Annotated in this window: 20 protein-coding genes; 10 read left to right on the top strand and 10 right to left on the bottom strand. The window is 63.1% G+C overall.

Annotation, left to right across the window (positions count from 1 at the left end; genetic code table 11):
• The first annotated feature begins 69 nt into the window (after positions 1 to 69).
• Positions 70 to 1,566, top strand: coding sequence for a MocR-like pyridoxine biosynthesis transcription factor PdxR (gene pdxR, locus AC1PQG_RS10745; RefSeq protein ID WP_481122559.1), 1,497 nt, complete (start codon positions 70 to 72; stop codon positions 1,564 to 1,566).
• On the opposite strand, the gene AC1PQG_RS10740 is transcribed toward pdxR (AC1PQG_RS10745), so the two are convergent.
• Both AC1PQG_RS10740 and AC1PQG_RS10735 read right to left on the bottom strand, forming a co-directional pair.
• Positions 1,567 to 2,253, bottom strand: coding sequence for a M24 family metallopeptidase (locus tag AC1PQG_RS10740; protein WP_481122558.1), 687 nt, complete (start codon positions 2,251 to 2,253; stop codon positions 1,567 to 1,569). It lies immediately after the preceding gene.
• Positions 2,254 to 2,290: 37 nt separating this feature from the next.
• Positions 2,291 to 3,349, bottom strand: a complete 1,059-nt coding sequence (locus tag AC1PQG_RS10735) for an FAD-binding oxidoreductase (protein WP_481122557.1) — start codon at positions 3,347 to 3,349, stop codon at positions 2,291 to 2,293.
• Between the two features lie 132 nt (positions 3,350 to 3,481).
• Between AC1PQG_RS10735 and pdxR (AC1PQG_RS10730) the strand changes: the two genes are divergently transcribed.
• Positions 3,482 to 4,954: a MocR-like pyridoxine biosynthesis transcription factor PdxR gene (gene pdxR / locus AC1PQG_RS10730; protein ID WP_481122556.1), complete on the top strand. Its 1,473-nt coding sequence runs from the start codon at positions 3,482 to 3,484 to the stop codon at positions 4,952 to 4,954.
• A gap of 31 nt (positions 4,955 to 4,985) precedes the next feature.
• On the opposite strand, the gene AC1PQG_RS10725 is transcribed toward pdxR (AC1PQG_RS10730), so the two are convergent.
• The 3 genes from AC1PQG_RS10725 to AC1PQG_RS10715 form a co-directional block, all read right to left on the bottom strand.
• Entirely contained in the window at positions 4,986 to 5,198 is a 213-nt protein-coding gene (locus AC1PQG_RS10725; protein ID WP_481122555.1) for a hypothetical protein, read from the bottom strand.
• Positions 5,199 to 5,228: 30 nt separating this feature from the next.
• On the bottom strand, positions 5,229 to 5,564 hold the full coding sequence (locus tag AC1PQG_RS10720; protein ID WP_481122554.1) for a FlxA-like family protein: 336 nt from the start codon (positions 5,562 to 5,564) through the stop codon (positions 5,229 to 5,231).
• 161 nt (positions 5,565 to 5,725) lie between these two features.
• A complete protein-coding gene (locus tag AC1PQG_RS10715) occupies positions 5,726 to 6,487 on the bottom strand; it encodes a slipin family protein (protein WP_481122553.1) in 762 nt (253 codons plus the stop codon).
• A 400-nt stretch (positions 6,488 to 6,887) separates the two neighbouring features.
• Between AC1PQG_RS10715 and AC1PQG_RS10710 the strand changes: the two genes are divergently transcribed.
• Positions 6,888 to 10,232, top strand: a complete 3,345-nt coding sequence (locus AC1PQG_RS10710; protein ID WP_481122552.1) for an EAL domain-containing protein — start codon at positions 6,888 to 6,890, stop codon at positions 10,230 to 10,232.
• A gap of 12 nt (positions 10,233 to 10,244) precedes the next feature.
• Here the strand turns inward: AC1PQG_RS10710 and AC1PQG_RS10705 are convergent, their stop codons facing one another.
• Positions 10,245 to 11,246: a helix-turn-helix domain-containing protein gene (locus AC1PQG_RS10705; RefSeq protein ID WP_481122551.1), complete on the bottom strand. Its 1,002-nt coding sequence runs from the start codon at positions 11,244 to 11,246 to the stop codon at positions 10,245 to 10,247.
• Positions 11,247 to 11,535: 289 nt separating this feature from the next.
• Here AC1PQG_RS10705 and AC1PQG_RS10700 point away from each other — a divergent pair, with 289 nt between their 5' ends.
• The 6 genes from AC1PQG_RS10700 to AC1PQG_RS10675 all read left to right on the top strand — a co-directional run bounded on the left by AC1PQG_RS10700 (position 11,536) and on the right by AC1PQG_RS10675 (position 18,076).
• Positions 11,536 to 12,417, top strand: coding sequence for a TorF family putative porin (locus AC1PQG_RS10700; protein ID WP_481122550.1), 882 nt, complete (start codon positions 11,536 to 11,538; stop codon positions 12,415 to 12,417).
• A 20-nt stretch (positions 12,418 to 12,437) separates the two neighbouring features.
• Entirely contained in the window at positions 12,438 to 13,889 is a 1,452-nt protein-coding gene (gene eat, locus AC1PQG_RS10695) for an ethanolamine permease (protein ID WP_481122549.1), read from the top strand.
• Positions 13,890 to 13,946: 57 nt separating this feature from the next.
• A complete protein-coding gene (locus AC1PQG_RS10690; RefSeq protein WP_481122548.1) occupies positions 13,947 to 15,338 on the top strand; it encodes an ethanolamine ammonia-lyase subunit EutB in 1,392 nt (463 codons plus the stop codon).
• A 1-nt stretch (position 15,339) separates the two neighbouring features.
• A complete protein-coding gene (gene eutC, locus AC1PQG_RS10685) occupies positions 15,340 to 16,134 on the top strand; it encodes an ethanolamine ammonia-lyase subunit EutC (RefSeq protein WP_481122547.1) in 795 nt (264 codons plus the stop codon).
• Positions 16,135 to 16,328: 194 nt separating this feature from the next.
• A complete protein-coding gene (locus AC1PQG_RS10680) occupies positions 16,329 to 16,961 on the top strand; it encodes a TetR/AcrR family transcriptional regulator (protein ID WP_481122546.1) in 633 nt (210 codons plus the stop codon).
• Complete coding sequence (locus tag AC1PQG_RS10675; RefSeq protein ID WP_481122545.1) at positions 16,958 to 18,076, top strand: methyltransferase; 1,119 nt, start codon at positions 16,958 to 16,960, stop codon at positions 18,074 to 18,076. The genes AC1PQG_RS10680 and AC1PQG_RS10675 overlap by 4 nt, the downstream gene beginning before the upstream one ends.
• Here the strand turns inward: AC1PQG_RS10675 and dkgB are convergent, their stop codons facing one another.
• Positions 18,077 to 18,883 carry a 2,5-didehydrogluconate reductase DkgB gene (gene dkgB / locus AC1PQG_RS10670; RefSeq protein ID WP_481122544.1) on the bottom strand — a complete coding sequence of 269 codons (807 nt, stop codon included), beginning with the start codon at positions 18,881 to 18,883 and terminating at the stop codon, positions 18,077 to 18,079. It lies immediately after the preceding gene.
• Between the two features lie 39 nt (positions 18,884 to 18,922).
• A complete protein-coding gene (locus AC1PQG_RS10665) occupies positions 18,923 to 20,107 on the bottom strand; it encodes an MFS transporter (protein ID WP_481122543.1) in 1,185 nt (394 codons plus the stop codon).
• 106 nt (positions 20,108 to 20,213) lie between these two features.
• On the opposite strand from AC1PQG_RS10665, the gene AC1PQG_RS10660 reads away from it, so the two are divergent.
• Positions 20,214 to 21,107, top strand: coding sequence for a LysR substrate-binding domain-containing protein (locus AC1PQG_RS10660; RefSeq protein ID WP_481122542.1), 894 nt, complete (start codon positions 20,214 to 20,216; stop codon positions 21,105 to 21,107).
• 34 nt (positions 21,108 to 21,141) lie between these two features.
• Here the strand turns inward: AC1PQG_RS10660 and AC1PQG_RS10655 are convergent, their stop codons facing one another.
• Positions 21,142 to 22,053, bottom strand: a complete 912-nt coding sequence (locus AC1PQG_RS10655) for a SphA family protein (protein WP_481122541.1) — start codon at positions 22,051 to 22,053, stop codon at positions 21,142 to 21,144.
• 98 nt (positions 22,054 to 22,151) lie between these two features.
• Positions 22,152 to 23,099 carry an alpha/beta hydrolase gene (locus tag AC1PQG_RS10650; protein ID WP_481122540.1) on the bottom strand — a complete coding sequence of 316 codons (948 nt, stop codon included), beginning with the start codon at positions 23,097 to 23,099 and terminating at the stop codon, positions 22,152 to 22,154.
• Positions 23,100 to 23,271 lie beyond the last annotated feature (172 nt).

Genomic DNA, 23,271 nt, shown 5'->3' with positions numbered 1-23,271 from the left:
GTGAAACGTGTTTATAGATTTAAAATGGATGGATATTCCCCTCCAATTTCTTGAAGAGACACCGGCCAATTGTTCAGACACGCGCAACTCGAATCCGTCAAGGCCTGGATCGGCAATCCAGCCCACGGCACCCTGCCCTTGCATGTGCGCATTCAGCGCGCCATTCGTCAGCTCATCCTGGATGGCGCCCTCGATGTCGGCAAACCATTGCCCGCGTCGCGTACCTTGGCGAAGTCCCTGGGCGTTTCGCGCGATACGGTCGAGTTGTCCTACGGCCAGTTGCATGCGGAAGGCTTCATTGAGCGGCGCGTGGGAAGCGGTAGCTTCGTGTCGGAGCGGGCCCAGCGTTTGCCGGAACGCGGCACCCTTCTGCCGAAGGGTGAGGAGCGCAAGGCGGCACTGCGTCTCAGCTCGCGTGGCAAGGCCATGTTTCAGGGCGGCGGCGTGCGCGACTTTCTGGCGCCGCGACCGTTCGTACCCGGAGTGCCAGAGACGCGCAGCTTTCCGCTTCAGACCTGGGAGCGCCTGCAGCGGCAAGTACTGAAGGAATACGGCGCGCTGGCATTGCTGCACAGCCCTCCACAGGGTGTGGAACCCCTGCGGAGGGCCATCGCCGATTACATCAATCTTGAACGGGGAGCTCAGGCCACGGCCGAGCGCGTGCTGGTGCTGACCAGTTCGCAGCAAGCCCTGACCTTGTGCGCGAACGTGCTGCTTGATACGGGCGACCGGATCTTTATCGAAGACCCTGTTTATCACGGCGCCCGCAAGGCATTCGATGCCGCTGGATTGGAATGCGTGCCTATCCCACTGGATGCCGATGGCCTGCAGGTGGAACACCTGCATGACGCTTCGCAGGGATCTGACGAAATGGCAAGGGCGGTATTCCTCACCCCGTCGCACCAGTTTCCCACCGGAGCTGCGCTGGCTTTGAACCGGCGCTTGGCGATCATCGAATGGGCCAGGCAACACCAGAGCTGGATCATCGAAGACGACTATGACAGCGAGTTCCACTACGAAGGCAAACCCACCGCCTGTGTGCAGGGGCTAGATCCGTATGAGCGGACGATTTATATCGGCACCTTCACCAAATCGCTTTTTCCGGGCTTGCGCATCGGCTACATGGTGCTGCCGCCACCGTTGGTGGCGCCCATGACCGTGGCCCGTACGCTGCTGGACGGACACAGCGCACCGATTCCGCAACTGACGCTGGCGCGTTTCATCGAAGGCGGCCACTTCGGGGCCCATGTACGCACCATGCGCGCCGTCTATGCGGAACGCCGCAATGTACTGGCGCGGCTGGTTCGCCAGCATCTGGCTGACTTCGTGGAACCTCGGGTTCCTGCCGGCGGCATGCAAATGCCTTGCGTGTTCATCCGCGACATCCCTGAGCACGAAGCGGTGGAATCTGCACGCCGGGCAGGTATCGACCTGTTAGGACTGACGGCACTGCATGCTTCGAATCGGCACGATGCGGGCTTTCTGATGGGCTTCGCGGCGCATGCCCCTTACGAACTGGAAAGTGCCGTCGAGAAGCTGGCCGATGTGCTGCGGGCGCTATGTTAGTCAGCCGAAGCAGGCATCTTCGAGCAGCAGGTCTTCGAAGAAGGCGCCGTATCCTTCCGTCGGGTGACGGATATGAATTTCCAGTACCCACAGCAGTCGGGAGGGGGTGAAGTCCACCTCGGCCAGCGGGCCTTCGTGGATGGCCGCGTGAGGAAAGTCGGCCAGGCGGTGTCCCGACAGATCCATGTTCAGTACCCACCCACGGGCTTCCGCGCACGCCATGGCGTAAGCGTAGAGGGCCCGGCCGGTGGCGCCTTCGTCCCGCCACCTGCGACGTACTTCGTGGAAGATCGCGCGGGCGTCGTCAGCGCAGCGCTGTTTGTCGGGATCGATTCCCGTAACGAAGCTATCGCCGCCGTCGCCCTCCCAGTCTTTCCAGACCGGGCCGATGTCGATGAAGAAGATATCGTCCTCACCCAGCACAACGCCCGGATCGGAGGCCGCCCCGAAGGTCTTGGTGGTGTTGCTGCCAAAGCGGACGTAAACATCGTGCCAGCCGCGCACCATTCCCTCTGCCGCCAGAATGTCACGCGCCATCTCAACGGCGTCCTCTTCCACCATCCCGGGTTTGACAGCCGCCGCGATGGTCCGGATGGCCGCCCTGGTCTTGTCGCGGACTGCCAGCAGGCGTTCCGGGTCGTAGGCCGATCCAACGGCTTCCAGGCGGGATTGATCTTGGGTGCTCATGGAATTCCTTTCGTCAGAAAAGGTAGGAAAAAATGGATTAGTTACAGTCGAGCTGAATACCGTTGAGATCTGTGTTCATGGCGATCTGGCAGGCAAGGCGGTGCTCAGGCAGGCTATCCAGGGCACGGAGAAGGCGGGCCTCCTGGCGCCCCGGTGGCGCAAGTCGTTCAAGCCATGGAGGACGGACCCGTACGCGGCATGTGCCGCACGCGCCCTGCCCTCCACAGACACCGGCCAGCAAACCAGCTTGTGCCAACGCCGGCATCAGAGGGCTTCCTGCAGTGACCGCCAGCGGGCGCGCCTTTCCGTTGAGGTGTGCTCGGATCGTCAGCGCCAGAGGCTCGCAGGTAGGTGCAGCCGTCACGACCGCGGGTATGAAGGCATCAGCCAGGAAGCGGGATGGCGCCAACCCTAGTTCATCGACCAGTCGTGCGCGGGCACCGGCCACCATCAGCGGGGATCCGCAGGCGTACACCATGGCCTGGGCCAGGGATGGGCGCTCGGCGACAATGGCATCCTGAACAAACCCGCGCTGGCCCTGCCATGTCTCCGTGGGCTCAGCGAGCACGGGAACAAAACGGAAGTGAGCGTGCTGCCGAGCCAGGGCGTCGAAATGCGCGCGGAGGTACAGGTCGTCCAGCGTTCGACCACCCCAGTAAAGGGTGATCGGCTGCAGCCAGTCCGCCGACAGCGCTTTTTCCAGCAACGCCTTGAGGGGGGCGATACCCGTTCCGGTACCCAACATGAAAACAGGGGCCTGGGTCGGGATGGACGTCTGCCAGACGCACTCTCCATAAGGTCCGCTGAGCGTCACCAGGCTACCGGTACGATCGGCGCCACTGAGCCAGGCCGAGAAGTGTCCGCCACGGAGGAGACGGATATGCAATTCGATGCGCCCCTCGGCGCCACACGCATTGGCTGGGGAATAGCTACGCTGCACGCCGTCGGGCAGACGGACGCTGACGAACTGCCCTTCCCGATAGAAGAACGCAGCACCGTCAGCTGTATTCAGTACCACACGCCGTACGTCGGTCGAGAGCGAAGTGATTTCGGTCAGGCGGAAGACCCGTTCGCCAGGAGAAGGGACGACAGTCATTGCAGAGGCTCCAGATCAAATGATGTGGCGCATGCTAGGCTTACCCTGGACCCTTAAAAACATCCAGCTTTATAAACTTTACTGGTCCAGGTCACTCCTTTTCTCAGTTACGGCGAGACTCGTCCGACCATCATGCTGCGCCCCTGGAAACTCAATCTGTCCATCAGTCGCCAAGAGGGGCTGCCCGTACATGTGCAGATTGCCCAGTACTTCGTCGATGAGATCAGCCGGGGCCGCCTCACCCCTGGAACGCCCTTACCCGGCAGCCGAGCCTTGGCCGAGGAGCTCGGCATCAACCGCAAGACGGCGCTGCTGGCTTATGAGGAGCTGATTGCGCAAGGTTGGCTGCGCACCGAAGGACGCCAGGCCACTTTCGTGGCATCCGAGTTGCCGCACACTCCGGCCATGGACACATCGCGTCAGTCTGACGAGACGCCGGAACCCAACTATTCGCTGTACGGAGCGCCCTATGAAGACGCGCCACCGGCAAGCGGCTACGTGTCATTCTCCGATGGCGTACCGGATACTCGGCTGATTCCTTTCGAGGTCCTCGGCCGCGCTTACCGGAGAGCCTTGATTACAACCGCACGTGCCAATCGCCTGGCCTATGGGGATCCCCGCGGCGAGCCGGTATTGCGCCAGGAATTGGCGGCGATGCTGAGTGCCGAACGGGGATTGAGGGTTGGCCTGGATAACATTTGCGTCGTGCGCGGCAGCCAGATGGGAATCTACCTGGCGGCACGCCTGCTCGCCCGCAGCGGCGACCACGTGGCGGTGGATGACTTGAGCTACCCACCGGCTCGTGAGGCCTTTCGTGCGGCGGGCGCCCAGGTGCATGGGGTGGAGATGGATGCCTCCGGGATGCGACCCGAGGCCCTCGAACGCCTGTGCCGGCAGCACCGCATCCGGGCCATCTACATCACGCCCCATCACCAGTTTCCAACCACGGTGCTGATGCCGGCCGAGCGGCGCATGCATATCATGGCCCTGGCCGAACAGTTCGGCTTTGCGATCATCGAGGACGATTACGATCACGAGTTCCATTTCGCCCGACGTCCCATGTTTCCGATGGCCAGCGGCGATCGCACGGGGCGGATCATCTATGTCGGCTCCTTGTCCAAGGTGCTGGCGCCTGGTCTGCGGATAGGCTATGTCGTTGGCTCACGGGAGGTGGTGGACCGCTGCGCCAACGAAATTCAGTGGATCGACCGTCAAGGTAATGCGGTGACCGAGCTCGCCGTTGCAGATCTGATGCAGACCGGAGAACTACGCAGGCATATTCGCCGTGCACTCAAGATCTATCAGCAGCGCCGACTGGCGTTCGCTGCATACGTTTCCGGACTCAAGCCCTGGGCGGATTTCAGCCTGCCGGACGGAGGCCTGGCGCTCTGGCTGCAGCTGGATCCGCTCCTCAACGGAGACCAGCTCGTGAGCAAAGCCCATGAGGAAGGCGTCATGATTGCATCCAGCCGCTCTTTCGCCATCGACGGGCGAGCCGTGCCAGGGCTGCGTCTGGGCTTTGGCAACCTGACGCCCGAAGCAATGGAAACTGGCGTGCGCGGTCTTAAGCGCGCGTTGGCCGCCACGGCAAGTAATCGGCGCTAAAGCGCAAAGGGAGCCTCAGCCCTCTTCTGCTTCATTCAATCCGGATGTGTAAGCCTAGCTGGATACCCCTCCCACCCTGGCCCGCGCCGCATGCATCTTCTTGTAGCCGTCGATCAGGCGCTGGTGCCTGTCCCGGCATATTGGCGATGGTTTGTTCCAGCGGCAGATCCTGGCCCGCAATATAGGTGCTGGCTTGCGAATCCGGATTCAGGGTCAGCAAGGCATCGGCATCCAGGTTCTTCACTTCCTCGGCGACGAATCAAGCCCCCGTCGCCTAGACGAACTCGTTCACGTTGGTACCGAGTGTGCCGCTTGTCGCCTTCGCGGAAGACGGGGTAGCCGTCGCCTTGCTCGTGTCTTCCGACTCCTGCTTCTTCTGGGCCTGAAGCTGGGCGATACGCGCTTCGAGCTCGACAACTTGTTGTTGCAGCAGCTTGATCTTCTCCGCGCTCTTTCCCGAAGTATCCTTCTGTGCGTTCTCCAGCTTTTTCTGTACGGTCTGAAGTTGCTTTTGCAGTGCCGCGATCTGCGCGTCACCGCTCCCACTCGTGGCGGTGGAGCCGGATGCGGTCGATGTGCTGGGGATGGAGACGTTGGTAACGGATGCCATTTCAGGGCCTCATTCTTTATGATTTTCCTGTTTTGCTATCGGCATCAAGCCGGACAAGTTTAATAGGCGTAACGGGTAAAAGGATGTAAAGACCTGTATCGCGCGGCGGAAAGATCGCCGGCGACGCGGATCACGATAGTTCCAGTGACCCGGTTCGTGGCTCATCTCTTGATGAACGGAGCGATGACATCCATCGGGAGCGGGAAGACGATGGTGGTGTTCTTGTCGGCGCCGATCACGGTGAGCGTTTCGAGGTAGCGCAGCTGGATGGCCTGCGGTTCCTGGGCCAGGATCTTGGCTGCCTGGAAGAGCTTTTCGGAGGCCTGCAGTTCGCCTTCGGCGTGGATCACCTTTGCACGCCGCTCGCGTTCCGCCTCGGCCTGCCGGGCAATCGCACGGATCATGGATTCGGTGAGGTCCACCTGCTTGATCTCGACATTGGAGACCTTGATGCCCCAGGCGTCGGTTTGCGTGTCGAGTGCTTGCTGGATGTCCAGGTTAAGCCTTTCGCGCTCTGACAGCATGTCGTCGAGAAGATGCTTGCCCAGCACGGAGCGCAGCATGGTCTGCGCCAGCTGGCTGGTGGCGTTCATGAAATCGACGACCTGGATGATCGCCTTCTGCGGGTCCACCACACGGAAATAGACGACGGCGCTGACCTTGACCGATACGTTGTCCTTCGAGATCACGTCCTGCGTAGGCACTTCCAGCACGACGGTACGCAGATCGACCCGCACGACTTGTTGAATACCGGGGATGATGATCACCAGCCCCGGCCCTTTGACATTCTGGAATCGGCCGAGGATGAAGACGACACCCCGCTCGTACTCGCGGAAGATGCGGATGGCCGAGCCGAGGAAGAGAATGGCGGCCAGAATAAGAAGCGGCGTGAAAAGTCCGACGCCGAGTGCATCCCAGAGCATTTGGTGCCTCCTGTTCTTGAGGACGGTAAGCGTCGGATGCAGCTGCATCACATGACGTTACGTCAATTAACCGGACACTGATAAAAATGAAATCCCTTCTGCTCATTCAGACTAGGCCAGTCCGCACGTCAGCGATACGATCGTGAGGAAGGTCACGAATGGTCCATTCCAGAAGCTGCCAAATATTCAACGTTTCCCTTAGCTTGGATCAATGTACTGCTATTTGGTGCGTTATATTTTTTTGAATGGCAGAAATCCAAATGGAAAAAAGCGAAACGCTTGGACTCCATTCTTGGCCTCGAAAGCGAGCCCTCCGGAAGTCGGTGGACTTCAGCCGTGAAGTTGCCGCGTACTGAAAGAAAAGGGGACCAAAACGTTTCGGTCTAGTTTCGAATCCAAAGTGGCGCTCGCATTTGTTGCGGCAATCCTGGTCGTGATCGGATTGGCTACTGCTACGTGGAAGATCGCCGACGATGCCGAAAAAACGGCGGAAATGGTGGCACGCAGCCAGGCTGTCCTTCACGATCTGGCCCGTGTCAGAGGTTATTCGCTACAGATTGAGCTGACGACGCAGAGCTTCCGCTTGAGCGGGGATTCGGCAATTCTCACCGAACGGGACGATGCCATAGCGGCCCGGGAGGCGAGCCTCGCAAGCATCCGGCAATTGACGATCGATAACGTGGCGCAACAGCAGCGCTGGCTGGAGCTCCGGAAGATACTCGATCAACGGCTCGCCATCGCGCGGCAGGTGGAGTGGCTGCGCAAGGAGCACGGGCCGGAAGCGGCCAACGTCTTTGTGACCAACGCCCCGCTTCGCGCTACACGTGCCCTCACCTATCAGTTGTTGTCGGAGATGGATGCGAACGCGCGCCTTCACCTGACTCAGCGCGAAGCCGCCCATGCCCGGGCACGCGAGACATTGGTGGCAGCAGGGGCGCTGGTCTCGACGATGCTGGCGAGCCTCCTCGCCGCGACCTACCTGTTGATCCGTCGCCAGTTGCGCACCACTGAAGCCGGCCAGCAGGCCTTGGCCGACAGCGAGGAGAGCCTTCGCACGACCCTGCATTCGATCGGCGACGCCGTGCTGGCAACCGATGCCGATGGACGGATCACGCGCATGAACCCAGTGGCTGAACGACTTACCGGCTGGTCGCTGGAGGAAGCCAAGGGGCGCATGGTGGATGCGGTCTTCCGCATCATCAACGAGGAAACCCGTGAGCCGGCACCGATCCCGGTGGCGACGGTGCTTGCCACGGGCGAAATCGAGGGACTGGCCAACCACACCGCATTGATCGCTCTCGACGGCTCCGAATGCCCCATTGCCGACAGCGCAGCCCCGATCCGCGACACACACGGTCGGCTGTGCGGCGTCGTGTTGGTGTTTCGGGATGTCAGTGCGGAGCGCGAGGCGGAACGGATCATCCGCGAGCAAAATGCCCTGCTGGCCGCCGATGTGCGTCAACGCACCGAGCAATGGCGCGAGAGCGAGAGCCATCTACGCAGCGTGATCAGCGCAGTGCCCGCCCTCATCGCCTATGTGAGCACCGAACGGCGGTATGTCTATGTCAATGACCAGTATCGCCAGCGCTTCGCGCCGGATCGCGAGGACATCAGGGATTGCACGGTGCAGGAGATTCTCGGCGCAGATCGCTACGCCGTGGCCTGCCCCTTGATCGACAAGGTCCTGGCCGGGGAGCCCCAGTCCTACGACTGGCAACCTTTTGCAGGCGTGTGGCAAACCATCCAGTACGTCCCGCGGTTTCATGCCGACGGCAGCGTCGCCGGCTACTATGTGCTTGGAACAGACATCACCGAGCGCAAACGCTTTGAAGAGCGGATCCAGTCCCTCAACATCGAGCTCGAACTGCGCGTGCGGGAGCTGGAGCACGTCAGCCGCGCCCTGCGCACCTTGAGCGCCGGCAACCGCGCGATGTTGCGGGCCTCCGAAGAACAAGGGCTGCTCGACAGCATGTGCCGGGCCATCGTCACCGAGGGTGGCTACGGAATCGCCGTGGTCTGGTTCAAGGGAGAAGGCCCCGACCAGGCCCTACGCCCCATGGCGGAGTGCGGCTATCCGGGCGGGATGGCCGCACTCAATGCGCTCGGCCTCAATCTCTCGGATGCGGCGCAAGGACAGGGGGTTACGTCAACGGCCATCCGCAACGGCCTGGTGGGGCGCGTTCGCAACATGCAGACCGACCCGAACCATGCCGTCTGGCGGGACCGGCTTTTCGGTGCGACATCCGGGCTGGCCTGCCCCTTGCGGGTGGACGGCGAGATCATCGGTGCCCTCTCCATCTACGATCCGGAGCCCGATACCTTCGGCGAGGACGAGATCAAGCTGCTCACCGAGTCCGCCGACGATCTGGCCTTCGGTATTTCCACGCTGCGCGTGCGGACCGAACAGGAGGGTGTGCGGGCGGCGATGCATCATCTGATGCGCCACGACGCCCTCACCGGGCTCCCGAATGCCATCGAGTTCACGGAAGCCCTCGCGGCGGCGATCGACAGCGCCGCTTCGGCTGAACCCTTTGCCGTCCTCCAGCTCAATGTCGAGCGGCTCGGGGAAATCAATGACGTACTCGGCTCCAGTCGCGGGGATGAAATCCTGCAGGCCTTCGGACAGAGGCTGCGCGAAAGCGTGCCGCCTGCTGCGCTGGTGGCTCGCCTGCGTGGCGACGAGTTCGCCATTCTGACGCCCGCCAGGGACGGCACGGCCGCGATGACTCTGGCCGATGCGCTGGAGGCGAGCCTGTCCAGGCCCTTCCCCATCGCCGACATCGAACTGGACGTGTCGGCCAAGATCGGCATCGCCCTGTACCCGGAGCACGGAACGACGGCCCAGGATCTGCTGCGCCGAATGGGCAAGGCCCTTTATCAGGCGAAGGCCAGAGGGCTGGATCGGTGCATCTTCGAGGCGGCTCAACAGCAGGATCAAACGGGGCGGCTGCACATGGCCGGCGAACTTCGTCGAGCCATCGGCTGCGGGGAGTTGCGCCTGTTCCTGCAGCCCAAGGTGGTCTTCTCTTCCGGGCGCGTCTGTGGGGCCGAAGCGCTGGTGCGTTGGCAGCATCCCCGCCTTGGCTTGGTCCCGCCTGGCGTGTTCATCGGCCTGGCCGAGCAGACCGGGCTGATCAAGCCCCTGACGGAATGGGTGATCCTTGCGGCGCTCGACCTGCTGCGCGACTGGCAGGCGCAGGGATGTGCATTGCCGATTGCCATCAATCTTTCTGCACGTAACTTCCGCGACGACCAGTTGTTCAGCAAATGCCGCGGCTGGCTGGCGGAACGTGGCGTCGCACGCGGGTTGCTCGAAGCTGAGATCACCGAAAGCACCGTGATGGAAGATGCCGAGTATGCATTGCGTGTCTTGCACGACCTGCGTAACGAAGGCATCCCGCTTTATGTGGATGATTTCGGCACGGGCTACTCGTCGCTGAGCTACATGCAGAAGCTCCCGGTCGACTACATCAAGATCGACCAGTCCTTCGTGGCAAGCATGCCGGGCAATCGGGATTCCGCGGCAATCGTGCGCTCCACCATTGATCTGGTCCATGACCTCGGCTGCGAGACCGTTGCCGAAGGCGTGGAAACCCGGGAGCACTGGGACATGCTGGCAGCACTCGGCTGCGATATCGCCCAGGGCTATTTCATCGCCAAGCCCATGCCCGCGGAGGAGTTTCCCAAGTGGGTTGCGGAATATCGGGCACCGCCACCCGTTGTGCCAAATCGATCTGCCGAGTGAGCTGACGCGCCGTCAACGCAATTTCTGCAGCTGGCCGTGTTCGAGTGAAGGCAGCGTACCGAACAAGGCGCGGTAATCCCGCGCGAAGTTGCCGAAGTGCCAGAAGCCCCAGTGGGATGCGGCTTCCGAGACAGTGGCGCAATGGCGGAGCATGGCGCGGACGCCGTTGAGGCGGACGATCTTGATGAAATCCAGCGGTGTGCAGTTGAGGCCGACCTGAAAGCAGTTCTGCAGCGTGCGGCGGCTCACGTTCAGCGCGTCGCAGAGCTCCTGGATGCTCGGCGGCGTGTCGGGTGTGCCGACAACGATGTCGCGCACGTTCTTGATCAGCTTGAGGCGCTGGGCGTTGCTCATGCGCACCGTCTCGGTGTCGATGCGCGTCAGCATCGTGTCGATGAAGGCGTTGGCGACGGACTGTCCGAGGGAGTGCAGCAGATATTCACTCTCCAGCGTCTGGGGCGCGCGCTCGGCCATCAGCGAAATGCCGGTGATGAAGCTGCGCAGGGAGGCGATGCTCTTTTCGTCCACCTTGACCAGCTGCGGTCTTTCGAGCACCTGGGCGACTTTTTCTGCTTCGGTGCGGCTGAGTTGATCGAGCAGGTCGGAAGCCCGGATGACGATGCCCGACATGACCAGGCCTTCCGGCGACAAATATTCGAATCCGCCCTGCCCCGCAAAACAATGCAATGCCGCGGTGGACATGGATTCACCGCAGAAATGGCCGTCACCGTCATACGCCAATGGCAAGCCGATGGCGACGATATCCGGCGGCATTGCACCGGTCTGGAAAAGCGTGCTGCTGGTCGTCTCGAAAAACAATTGGAGACCGGGGAATTCAAGCTCCTTGAATTCCCCTTTGAAGGCCCCTGCGGAAAGCTGCGAGTAATGCTGCTGCCAGCCCTTCAACTGGGCGGCCTGCTCTTCCAGATCCGACGTGCGGACGGAGCGGATGTGGTTCTCACTTTCCGCCGATTTCTCTGAAAGGGGTAGCCGCGTAAGGGACGAATCGTTCATCTCGAATTCCTGGAAGCGGGAATACAGTATCACGATAAATAGCCGCTGCAAGAGGTGTCACCGTCGATCGCGCACTTGCCGATTTTGGACAGCACGCACTGCCTTGCGCTTGACGACGAACCGGAAGATGTACGCCCAACAACAAAGATACCCATTCAAATCAGCATCTTGAGTCTCACCTTCAGGTCTGCCGATTTGCGATAGCGGCGCTTTGGGCGCTGACTTAACGTTACGGAAGGGACGCAGAAAGCGGTACGCAGTCCCCTATATCCATAACGAGGAGACAATGGTGATCAAGTTTCAAGGCTGCGGCCTGCGCGTTGCGCGCTTTGCCGCATTAGGGGTGGCGTCCGGCTTCCTTCTGAGTGCTCCGTGTCAGGCTGCCGAGCAATCCATCAGTACATCGGAAGCGCCGCCCTATTCGATGACAGGTAATGTTTCCTTCAGCAACGATTACGTCTGGCGCGGCCTGAGCCAGACCTTCGGCGGGCCGGCACTGCAATTTGGCGTCGATCTCAAGCATGCCTCGGGCGTATATGCCGGCTTCTGGGCTTCCAATGTTTCGGAGAAATGGGTTCCGGGAGCCAATCTCGAAACGGACTATTACGTCGGCTACAAGACCGGGCTGGGCTCGCTGTTCACCGTCGACCTCAATATGCTCTACGTCTATTACCCGGGCGGCGATTATCGCAAGGCGCTGGACGGAAAGACCTTCACGCATTCGAAGCCGAATACGCTGGAGCCGTCGATTGGAATCAGCTACGACTGGCTGTCGGTGAAATACGGCCGCACGCTGACGCGCTTCTACGGCTGGAACGTCAACAATTCGGCGCCGGGCGTATTCTCGGCGGAAGACCCCCGCGCAGGCGTGACGGGTTCCACCCGCGGCTCCCAATACACCGAACTGGGCGCGTCCTACGATGTGATGGAGTCGGTCAATGTGTCGCTGCAACTCGGGCGGGAATGGATCGCCCACAGCACCGGCCTCAACTGGTCCTACGCGCGGATCGGCGTGAACAAGACGCTGGCCGACAACTGGAGCCTGGGGCTGTCCGTCTGGGCGACGACCCGGCCGGATGCGTTCAAGAATTACGCGGCGCTGACCGGCAGCGGTGACACCGACAGCGTCGCCCAGACCCGCGCGGTCGTCTCGATCGCCCGTGCGTTCTGACCCGAGGAGGAATGGCATCCATGGAACTTGAAAAGCACGGCAAGCACGTCGGCAGCGTGACGCACCATGAGCTCAGCAAGACCCTCGGCACCTGGCAGTTGTGGGGCATCGCGGTCGGGCTGGTGATCTCCGGCGAGTATTTCGGGTGGAGCTACGGCTGGGCTGCGGCCGGCACGCTGGGCTTCTTCGTGACGGCGATCTTCATCGCCGCCATGTACACTACCTTCATCTTCAGCTTTACCGAGCTGACCACCTCCATCCCCCACGCGGGCGGACCCTTTGCGTATGCGCGCCATGCCTTCGGGCCCTTCGGCGGCTACCTGGCCGGGACGGCGACCCTGGTCGAGTTCCTGTTCGCGCCGCCGGCCATCGCACTGGCGATCGGTGCCTACATGAACGTGCAGTTCCCAGGGCTCGATCCCAAGCATGTGGCGGTTGGCGCCTACCTGGTCTTCATGGGGCTCAACATCGTCGGCGTGCAGATCGCCGCCACCTTCGAGCTGGTCGTGACGCTGATGGCGATCTTCGAGCTGCTGGTGTTCATGGGCGTCGTCGCGCCGGGCTTCTCGATCAGCAACCTGATGAAGGGCGGCTGGGCCGGCCACGACAGCTTCAGCATGGACGCCGTTCCGGGCATCTTCGCGGCGGTGCCGTTCGCGATCTGGTTTTTCCTGGCCATCGAGGGCGTCGCCATGGCGGCGGAAGAGGCGAAGGACCCGAAGCGTTCGATCCCCATCGCCTACACCACCGGGATCCTCACCCTCCTCGTGCTGGCCATCGGTGTGATGATCTTTGCGGGCGCCGCCGGCGACTGGACCCAGCTGTCGAACATCAACGATCCGCTGCCGAAGGCCATGAAGTACATCGTCGGCGAGAACAGCGGCTGGACCCACATGCTGGTGTGGCTGGGCATGTTCGGCCTGATCGCGTCCTTCCACGGCATCATCCTCGGCTATTCGCGGCAGATCTTCGCGCTGGCCCGCGCCAGTTACCTGCCGCAATGGTTCGCCGAGGTGCATCCGCGCTTCAAGACGCCGCACCGGGCGATCCTGTCCGGCGGCGTGGTGGGCATCGCGGCGATCTACAGCGACGAGCTGATCCAGTTCGGCGGCCAGACGCTGACCGCCAACATCGTGACCATGTCGGTGTTCGGCGCGATCGTGATGTACATCGTCAGCATGCTGTCCCTGTTCAAGCTGCGCAAATCCGAGCCGGGCATGGAGCGGCCTTTCAAGGCGCCCTTCTACCCCTACTTCCCGCTGTTCGCGCTGCTCGGCGCAGTGGTCTGCCTCGCCACGATGATCTACTACAACGGCGCGGTGGCGGCGGTCTTCTTCGGCCTGCTGGTGGTCGGCTACGTCGTCTTCATCGCCGTCAAGGGACGGCGGGAGACCGCGCCGCTGGACGACATCCTCGAATCCGCAGAAGAGATGCAACTGGAGCAGCAGCTCACTTCGAAGGCCAAGGCCTAACCGTGCGGGGGCCGGGCATCGCCCCGGCCCCCGCGGCAGAGAAGCAAGGAACACCCCATGCCGATGTACTCCCATACTGTCGACCACAAGGTCTACCGGTTCCAGGACCTGCGGGATCTGCTGGCCAAGGCATCGCCGGCCCGCTCCGGCGACTACCTAGCCGGCGTCGCGGCGGCCGACTACGAGGAGCGGGTCGCCGCCCAGATGGCGCTCGCCGAAGTCCCTCTGGCGCAGTTTCTGTCGGAAACCGTCATTCCCTACGAGCAGGACGAGGTCACCCGCCTCATCATCGACCGCCATGACGCGGAGGCCTTCCAGCCGGTGGCCCACCTGACGGTCGGCGATTTCCGCAACTGGCTGCTGTCCGACCTGGCGACGGAAGCGACGCTGGCCCGCCTCGCGCCGGGCCTGACGCCCGAGATGGCAGCGGCGGTGTCGAAGATCATGCGCATCCAGGACCTGATCCTTGTAGCCAAGAAATGCCGCGTCGTCACCGCCTTCCGCACCACGGTCGGCCTGCCCGGCCGCCTGTCCACGCGCCTGCAGCCCAATCATCCCACGGATGACCCGGCGGGCGTGTCGGCGAGCGTCGTCGACGGGCTGATGTACGGCAACGGCGACGCGGTGATCGGCATCAACCCGGCCACCGACAACGTGAATGCGGTCATCACGCTGATCCAGATGCTCGACGCGGTGATCCGCCGCTACGAGATCCCGACCCAGTCCTGCGTGCTGACCCACGTGACGACCAGCATCGAGGCGATCAACCGCGGCGCGCCACTCGACCTGGTATTCCAGTCGATCGCCGGCACCGAGGCGGCGAACAGGAGCTTCGGCATCAACCTGGGGATTCTCCGCGAGGGCTACGAGGCGGCCCGTGCCCTCGGGCGCGGCACCGTCGGCCAGAACGTGATGTATTTCGAGACCGGCCAAGGCAGCGCGCTGTCAGCCAACGCCCACCACGGCGTCAACCAGCAGACCTGCGAAGCGCGCGCCTACGCGGTGGCGCGGGAATTCTCGCCCTTCCTCGTGAATACCGTGGTCGGCTTCATCGGGCCGGAGTATCTGTACGACGGCAAGCAGATCATCCGCGCAGGCCTCGAGGACCATTTCTGCGGCAAGCTGCTCGGCGTACCGATGGGCTGCGACGTGTGCTACACAAACCACGCCGAGGCCGACCAGAACGACATGGACATGCTGCTGACGCTGCTCGCCGTGGCGGGGATCAACTTCGTGATGGGCATCCCCGGCTCGGACGACGTGATGCTGAACTACCAGACCACGTCCTTCCACGACGCGCTCTACGTGCGGAAGGTGCTCGGCTCTCGGCCGGCGCCCGAGTTCGAGGCCTGGCTGCAGCGGGTCGGCATCTTCTCCGGCGACGCGAAGATCCTCGCCGACAAGACGCCAGGGATCTTCCTCGACAGCATCCGCAAGCTGGGAGTCTGACATGAGCGACATCCTCACCCCGAACCTCTGGCATGTGCTGACGCGCTTTACCCAGGCCCGCATCGGGCTCGGGCGGGCCGGCACCAGCCTGCCGACTCGCCCCCATCTCGAATTCCAGTTCGCCCACGCGCGGGCCCGCAATGCAGTACATCACCCGCTCGACGAGCAGGCGCTGCGCATGGCGCTGGACACGCGCGGTTGGCGCAGCTTCATGATGCACAGCGCGGCCCAGGACCGGGCGACCTATCTGCAGCGGCCGGACCTCGGGCGGATTCCGTCCGATGCGTCGAAGGCGCAACTGCAAGCCTTCTCCGATGCGCGAGCCGAATGCGACATCTCCATCGTGATCGTGGACGGACTGTCCGCCTTCGCCATCGAGCAGAACGCCCTGCCCTTCCTGGACCTGCTGATGCCCGAGCTCACGAAGCAGGCCTTCACGGTGGCGCCGATCAGCATCGTGCGTCAGGGCCGGGTCGCCATCGGAGACCCGATCGCCAAGGCACTCGGCGCCAGGCTGGCGGTCGTGCTGATCGGCGAACGGCCAGGGCTGAGCTCGCCCGACAGCATGGGCATCTACATCACCTGGGCCCCGCAGCCGGGAACGAACGACGCCCAGCGCAACTGCATCTCCAACGTGCGCAAGGACGGCCTGGAGTATGGCGAGGCGATCCACAAGCTGATGTACCTGATCACCGAAGCCTTCCGGCGGGAGCTCTCCGGCGTGATGCTGAAGGACGAAACCGCGGCCGCGCCCCAGCGCCTTGGCCGGGTTGGGCAGAACTTTCTTCTGGAGTAGTCCCTTTGTAGTTGATGTCACCTGTTTGGGTTGAGGACCTCCCCCTCAACCCATTTTTTGCGTCTACGGCATTGGCTGTCTTTGCATGGCCTGGCGCAATTCAATCATCCCCGCCAAATTGATTGACGAAAGTTGGCAGGGGCAGTTCATGACGGGTGATAGCCTTGCCGGCATCGAAATCCCCCGAGCCGATCATGGAAAATCCACAGGTTGTCGAATCCGTCCGGGACCGCTTGATCAAGGCGGCGCTGGCGTGCTTTCTCGCCGACGACTACCACCGCGTCAGCACCCGGCGCATTGCCGAGCAAGCGGGCGCCAACGTGTCGATGATCCGTTACTACTTCGGCAGCAAGGAGGGCCTCTACGAGGAGATGATCCGCGAGACCCTCAGCCCGCTGCTGGACGTGCTCGACGGGCCGATGCTCGCCTCGACCGATGGCTTCCGGGACTTCCTGAACCTGTATTACCAGACCATCTCGGCGCACCCCGAATTCCCGAAGCTGATCCTCAAGGTGCTGGCCCTTCACCAGGGGCCGGGCCGCCGCTTCATCCAGCAATTGCTCGAACGCGGACGCACCCGCGGCGCGCGCAAGGTGGAAGATCTCAAGAGCCACGGCCAGATCGCGCCGGGCATCGACCCGGACATCCTGCGCCTGTCCTTCGTCAGCCTGGCCATGACGCCGATGCTGCTCAAGGACATCTTCGAGGAGCAGATGGAGCGCCCCATGGACGCGGCCTTCCTGAGCCACCTCGCCGACTTCAACGGCCGCCTGTTCGCCGCCGGCCTGGCCCCGGCCGGGGCCGGCAGCACAGGAGAACAAGCATGAGCTTCCAGATGAACGCCGGCGCGGTGCGCCGCTTTGCCAAGGCCATGAAGTTCGGTGCCTGGCTCCAGGCCATCCCCAACAAGCTGACACCCGCCCCTTTCCGGCTGGTGCAGATGGGCAGCGCCTTCTGGCAATCTCGGGCCTTATACGTTGCAGCACAGCTGGATGTGGCCACCGTGCTGGGCACACAGGCCTTGAGCGCCGGCGGGATTGCCGACCAGGTCGGCGCCGACGGTGACGCCCTCGGGCGCCTGATGCGCCTGCTGGCGGCCATGGGCGTGTTCGAGGAGACCGCGCCCATGGTCTTCCGCAACAACGCGCTGTCCGACTGCCTGCGCCGTGACAGCGCCCGCAGCGTGCGCGCGATGATCCTGATGCACAACTCGGAGACCATGAGCCGCCCCTGGTTCGAGCAACTGGAAGCCGGCATTCGCAGCGGCACACCGCCGTTCCGGTTGAGCCACGGTGAGGATCTGTTCGACTACCTGGATCACCACGCGGACTTCGACCGCGGCTTCGCGGCCGCCATGGACAGCGTCGAAGCCCTGGCCGGCGATGGCTTCGCCACCGACATGGACTGGGACCGCTTCGAGCGCATCATCGATATCGGCGGTGCCCGCGGCAGCAAGGCCCTCGCGATCCTGAAACGCCATCCCAAGCTGTCGGCACTGGTCGTGGATCGCCGCCAGGTCGTTGAGGAAGCCCAGCGCTACTGGACGCAACATCGCACCGACGGCGTCGAACGCCTGCACTTCCAGGCCGGCGATCTCTTCGGCGCCCTGCCCACCGCCAACGGCCCGCAAGACATCTACCTGCTGTCCGCCGTCCTCCACGGTTTCGGCGATGAGGAGTGTATCCGGGCGCTGGGCCGCCTCCGCGAAGCCATCGGCAGCAGCGGCGCCCGTGTCGCCGTGCTGGAAATGATCGTGCCGGACAGCAAGGCCGACCTGGCCAGCGCAGCCTTCGACATGCAGATGTTCGTCGGCTCGCGCGGGCGGGAGCGCACTCTGGCGGAATGGAAAACCGTTGTTCGAGGTGCAGGAATGGCGCTCGAAGAGGTCGTCAGCCTTCGCTCACTCGGCAGCATCCTGCTCCTGAATTCCAGCGAACGCTGACTACGCATCCCAGACCGGTGCCAGGCCCTCCGGGTCGACCAGGCGGCCTCCCCGTTCAAGGGCGTCGATGGCCGCGAGCGCATCCTCCGGCAAGTGCAGCTGGATGGCCCGCAGGTTGCCGGCCAGATTCTCCCGCTTCGTCGATGAAGGGATGACGGAATAGCCCTTGGCCAGCGCCCAGGCCAGCACCACCTGGGCCGCCGTACTGCCGAGGCGTTCGGCAATCCCCTGCACCACCGGATCCTCCAGCACCTTGCCGTAGCCAAGGGTCATGTAGGAGGTGACGTGGATACCGGCCTCGGCGAGATATGCGGTCAGCCTGCGGTTCTGCAGATGCGGACTCAGCTCGATCTGGTTGGTGGCGATCTCGCCGGGGCCAAGGATCTCGATGGCTCGCCGGGTCAGCGCAATATTGAAATTGGAGACGCCGATCTGTCGGGTCAGCCCAAGCGCTTTCGCCTCGGCCAGCGCCGCCAGGTATTCCTCTGGCGGCACCGGATTGCCCGGCGCCGGCCAGTGGATCAGCGTCAGGTTGACGGCGTCGGTGCCCAGCTTGTCGAGGCTCTCGCGCAGGCTCGGCAGCAGCCTGTCGCGGGTGTAGTTCTCGGTCCAGATCTTGGTGGTCAGGAACAACGCATCGCGGGGCACGCCCGACTGCGCGATGGCCTGGCCGACCTCGGCTTCATTGGCGTAGATCTGCGCAGTGTCGATCGCACGGTAGCCGAGTTCGAGTGCCTGTGTGACGGAGTCGATGACGGTCTGGCCCTGCAGGCGGAAAGTGCCGAGGCCGAAGGCGGGAATGCGCATGGAAGTTCCTTTCATGGTGCGAACTGAGATTGGATTCGGTCAGACGGCGGCTTGCGGTGACACGCTGTCGAGCCGGTCGAGGGAGCCTGACCAGGTGGTCAGGCCGAGGGCAACGAGCACGATCAGCGCGCCGATCCACGGGGTCGCCATGAGCCCGAGCTGGGCGACGATGTGGCCGCCGGCCCAGGCGCCGAACGCGATGCCGACATTGAACGCGGCGATGTTCAACCCGGACGCCACATCGACTGCATGGGGCGTTGCGCGCTCCGCCTGCTGCACCACGTAGAGCTGCAGCCCGGCGACGTTGCCGAAGGCGACCGCGCCCCACAGCAGCACGGTGAGCACGACCAGCCACTTCGATGCGGCAGTGACGGCGAGCAGCAGCAGGACGGCGGCCAGCCCGGCGAAGATGATCTGCAGCGCGCGCACCGGGCCCTTGCGGTCGGCCAGCTTGCCGCCCCAGACGTTGCCGACCGCCACCGACAGGCCGTAGATGAGCATCAGCACGCCGGTCGCCGAGGCCTGGAAACCGCTGATCTGTTCGAGCATCGGCGCCAGGTAGGTGAAGGCGGTGAACGAGCCGCCGTAGCCGAGCGCGGTCATCGCATAGACGAGCAGCAGGCGCGGCTTGCCGAGTACGGCAAACTGGCTGAGCAGCGATGCGGGCGTCGAGCGCGCGATATCCGCCGGCACCAGCAGCAGGCTGCCGACGAAGGCGATCACCCCGAGTCCGGAGACGGCGAGGAAGGTCGCCTGCCAACCAAAGGTCTGGCCGATGAAGGTGCCGAGCGGCACGCCGGTAACGAGGGCGACAGTGAGGCCGGAGAACATCTGCGCAATCGCCGTGGCCGCCTTTTCCTTGGGGACCAGACCGGTGGCGATGGTCGAACCGATGGAGAAGAAGACGCCGTGCGCCAGCCCGGTCAGGACGCGGGCAATGATCAGCGCCTCGTAACCGGGCGCCCGCCAGGCCACCAGGTTGCCGATGGTGAACAGGGCCATCAGGCCGAGCAGCAGCATCTTGCGCGGCACGCGGCCGGTCAGAGCGGTCAGCACCGGTGCGCCGACGGCGACACCGAGCGCATACAGACTGACCAGCAGGCCGGCGGAGGGGAGCGATACGTCGAGGCTCGCGGCGATGGTCGGAATCAGGCCGACGATGACGAATTCGGTGGTGCCGATGGCGAAAGCGCTCAGCGTGAGCGCCCAGAGGGCAAGAGGCATGGCGGACTCCTGAAGCAGTTTCGGATTGGGGAGCCCGCATTGTCTTTGCTTGCAAAGCCGGGAAAAATGCGTCAAAAAAGCAATATCTTTTGACTTTAAATCAACAATGCTCACCACTGAAACCTTGCAAGCCTTCGTTGCCGTCATCGACGAAGGCTCCTTCTCCGCCGCCGCCGAGCGCCTGCAGCTGACGCCCTCCGGCATCAGCCGCAGCATCGGCAAGCTGGAAAAGCAGCTCGGCGTGCGCCTGATCACCCGCACAACGCGGCGTCTCGATCTCACCGACGAGGGCCGCTGGTTCCTCGACAACGCGCGTGACATCCTCGGCCGCCTGGAAGCCACGGTGCTGACGCTGCAATCGGCCGCCGAGCATCCTTCCGGGCTGTTGCGCGTCAATGCCGCCACGCCGGTGTTCAACCATGTGCTGGCGCCGTTGTTGCCCGAGTTCTGCCGCCGCTATCCGCGCATCCAGCTCGAGCTGACGTCCGGCGAAACCATCGTCGATCTGATCGAGCAGCGCGCCGATGTAGCGCTGCGCGTCGGCCAGTTGCAGGATTCGACACTCAACGCCCGCCTGCTGCTGGAGAGCCGCCTGCGCCTCGTGGCGGCGCCCGATTACCTGGCACGCCGCGGGCGACCGCAGAACGCAGACGAACTCGCGACACACACGCTGCTCGGCTTCACCCAGCCCTCGTCCCTGAACCTGTGGCCGCTGCAGCACGCCGGCGCCGACGGCTACCCGATCGAACCGACCATCGCCGCCTCCAACGGCGAGACGCTGGCCTTTCTGGCACGCACCGGCAACGGCATCGCCTGCCTGTCGGATTTCCTGGTCCGCGACGATCTCAGCGCGGGCAGCCTCGTCGAAGTCCTGCCCGACGTCGTGCTGCCCTGGAAGCAGCCCATGTGGGCGGTGTTCTACCGCCAGGGCTTCCTGGCGGCACGTGTCGCGCATTTCGTGGACTATCTGGCTACGCAGTTGCGCGGAGAAACCCGCTAGCCTGATACACGGGTTCCTCCGTTACCTGAGAGCCTCAGATCGGCGTGGAGAATTGCACCCAGAACGAATTGCCCTTGGGCCCGTTCTCCACGTCCACCTCATGCAAGGCCTTGAAGACGATGCCGCTCGCCTTGTCGAAGGCGTAGAAGACCTGCGGACCAAGCCCGAGCTTCTTCAAACGGTTGCCGCCGGCAACGGCACCGGCCTCGGCGCGGTCGTCGGAGAACTGGTAGGTGTGGTAGCCGGCCAGGGACAGCTGCAGTTGAGGCATGGATGCAGGCCGGTAGCCGACGCTGAAATCGGTGTTCAGCACATTGCCAGAGCGATAGCCGGTCGCCTTGTTGCGCTCGTTGAAGGACAACGTCGGCGACAGGGAAAGCTCCCACGCTGGCGTAATGAACCACGTGAGGCCGAACTCCTGCACATAGGATCGGTAATTGCTGGTGGTATTGGCCAGGCCATTGCGGTCGAAATTGCCGAGCGGGACAAATCCGCTGAAACCGGTGAGCAGATGCAGCGACGGCGACGGGGAATAGGTCAGGTACAGGGGCGTGAGATAAACCTGATTGAATCCGGTGGCGTCGTCCTGCATGCCGCCGATCCGCAATTTGGTGTAATCCGCCGAGGGAATCATGCCGCTGCTGAAACGCACGCCGCTTTCGGTCTGGTAATCCCAAGTATGGACGAAGCGGAAGGCTTGTGCGTATTGTGTCAGCTTGAAGCCGGGAATGATCGACTTTCCGCCGGCATCCACGAAACGGTTCGCGCTGTAACGCACCGTATAGCTGTAGAACTGCGTATTGCCGGGCGGCGGCAATAACGCGGGGAGAATGGTATTGACGCCGAGGGGCCAGTTCGTTGCGCCGTTTTCGGTGGCGGCCGCGTCGCGCGAACCGCTGCTCAATCCCAGCGCAAGTGCGGCGCTGCAAAGCACGAGCTTCTTCATTCTGTTGTCTCCGGTATTCTTTTGGGTCGTACGGGGCCACGGCAAACGCCCGAAGCTGGCGCGTGCCGCCCTGCCCTTCTCGATTGATGGGGCTACTCTTATGTGTGCGCCAGGGTGGTCGCGAGGACGCGGTCGATTTCGTCGGCGATCAGGCGGATGGCCTCGGCACTGGCCGGCAGCACGTTGATCATGGTGGCGAAGATGTGCATCTGGCCTTCAAAACGACAGTGGACCACCGGCACACCGGCCGCTTCCAGCTTGGCCGCATAGGCATCGGCATCGCTGTTCAGCACGTCCATTTCCGCACCGACGATCAGCGTGGGCGGCAGCCTGGAGACGTCCGCCTCGTGGAGCGGCGAGGCATCCGGCAGGTCGCGCCGGAGCGCGTCGGGCAAGTAATGGCTCCAGAACCAGGCCATGTCTTCCCGCGACAGCAGCAATTGAAAATCGGGATTGAGATAGCTGTCGGTATCGAACCGGGCCTGGGTTACCGGATACAGCAGAACCTGCATCGCGAGCTCGGGGCCCTGCCCCCGCGCAGCACGATTGGCGAGCACCGCGGCGAGATTGCCACCGGCACTGTCGCCGGACACGATGAGCGGCAGGGATGCCTGGCCAAACAGTCGGCCGCGGGAATCGGCAAGCCAGTTCAATGCGACCTGGCAATCATCCAGCGCGGCGGGAAATGGATGCTCCGGGGCAAGACGGTATTCGACGAGCACGACGGCACAACGCGAGTGGGCTGCCAGCGTTCGCCCGAAGGCATCGTAATCGTCGATGGACAACGTGACCCAGCCGCCGCCGTGGCAATGGAGAATCACACCGCAGATATCGTCCGACGGAATCAGCGCGCGCACGGCGCAATGGCCGCCCGGTATCGGCAGCATTTCCTCCACGACCCGGTTCATTGACGGCCCGCTGCCATAGGCGGGCCGGAATGCGGCCAGGAAGTGCCTGGCTTCGTCCGGGCTCATCTGGTGAAACGGCTTGGCGCCCATTTCTGTCAGTTGTTGCAGCATCTGTGTCGATGCCTGATCGAGTGGCATTGTTCTTGTCTCCTTTGGTGATGTGCAAAGCACCCACGCACATCAGCAACGGCCATGCCACTGGACCCAAATGAAAGCAAAAAGCTATATTGATCATGTAATAACGAAGTTTGATGCGGCGCATCGAGAAGGGCTTTCCCTTGCGCAGGCACGGTGGGGGTTTTGAGAATTT

It is taken from the genome of Zoogloea sp. GDB6, assembly GCF_056724105.1.
This window is presented reverse-complemented; position numbering and strand designations above follow the sequence as displayed.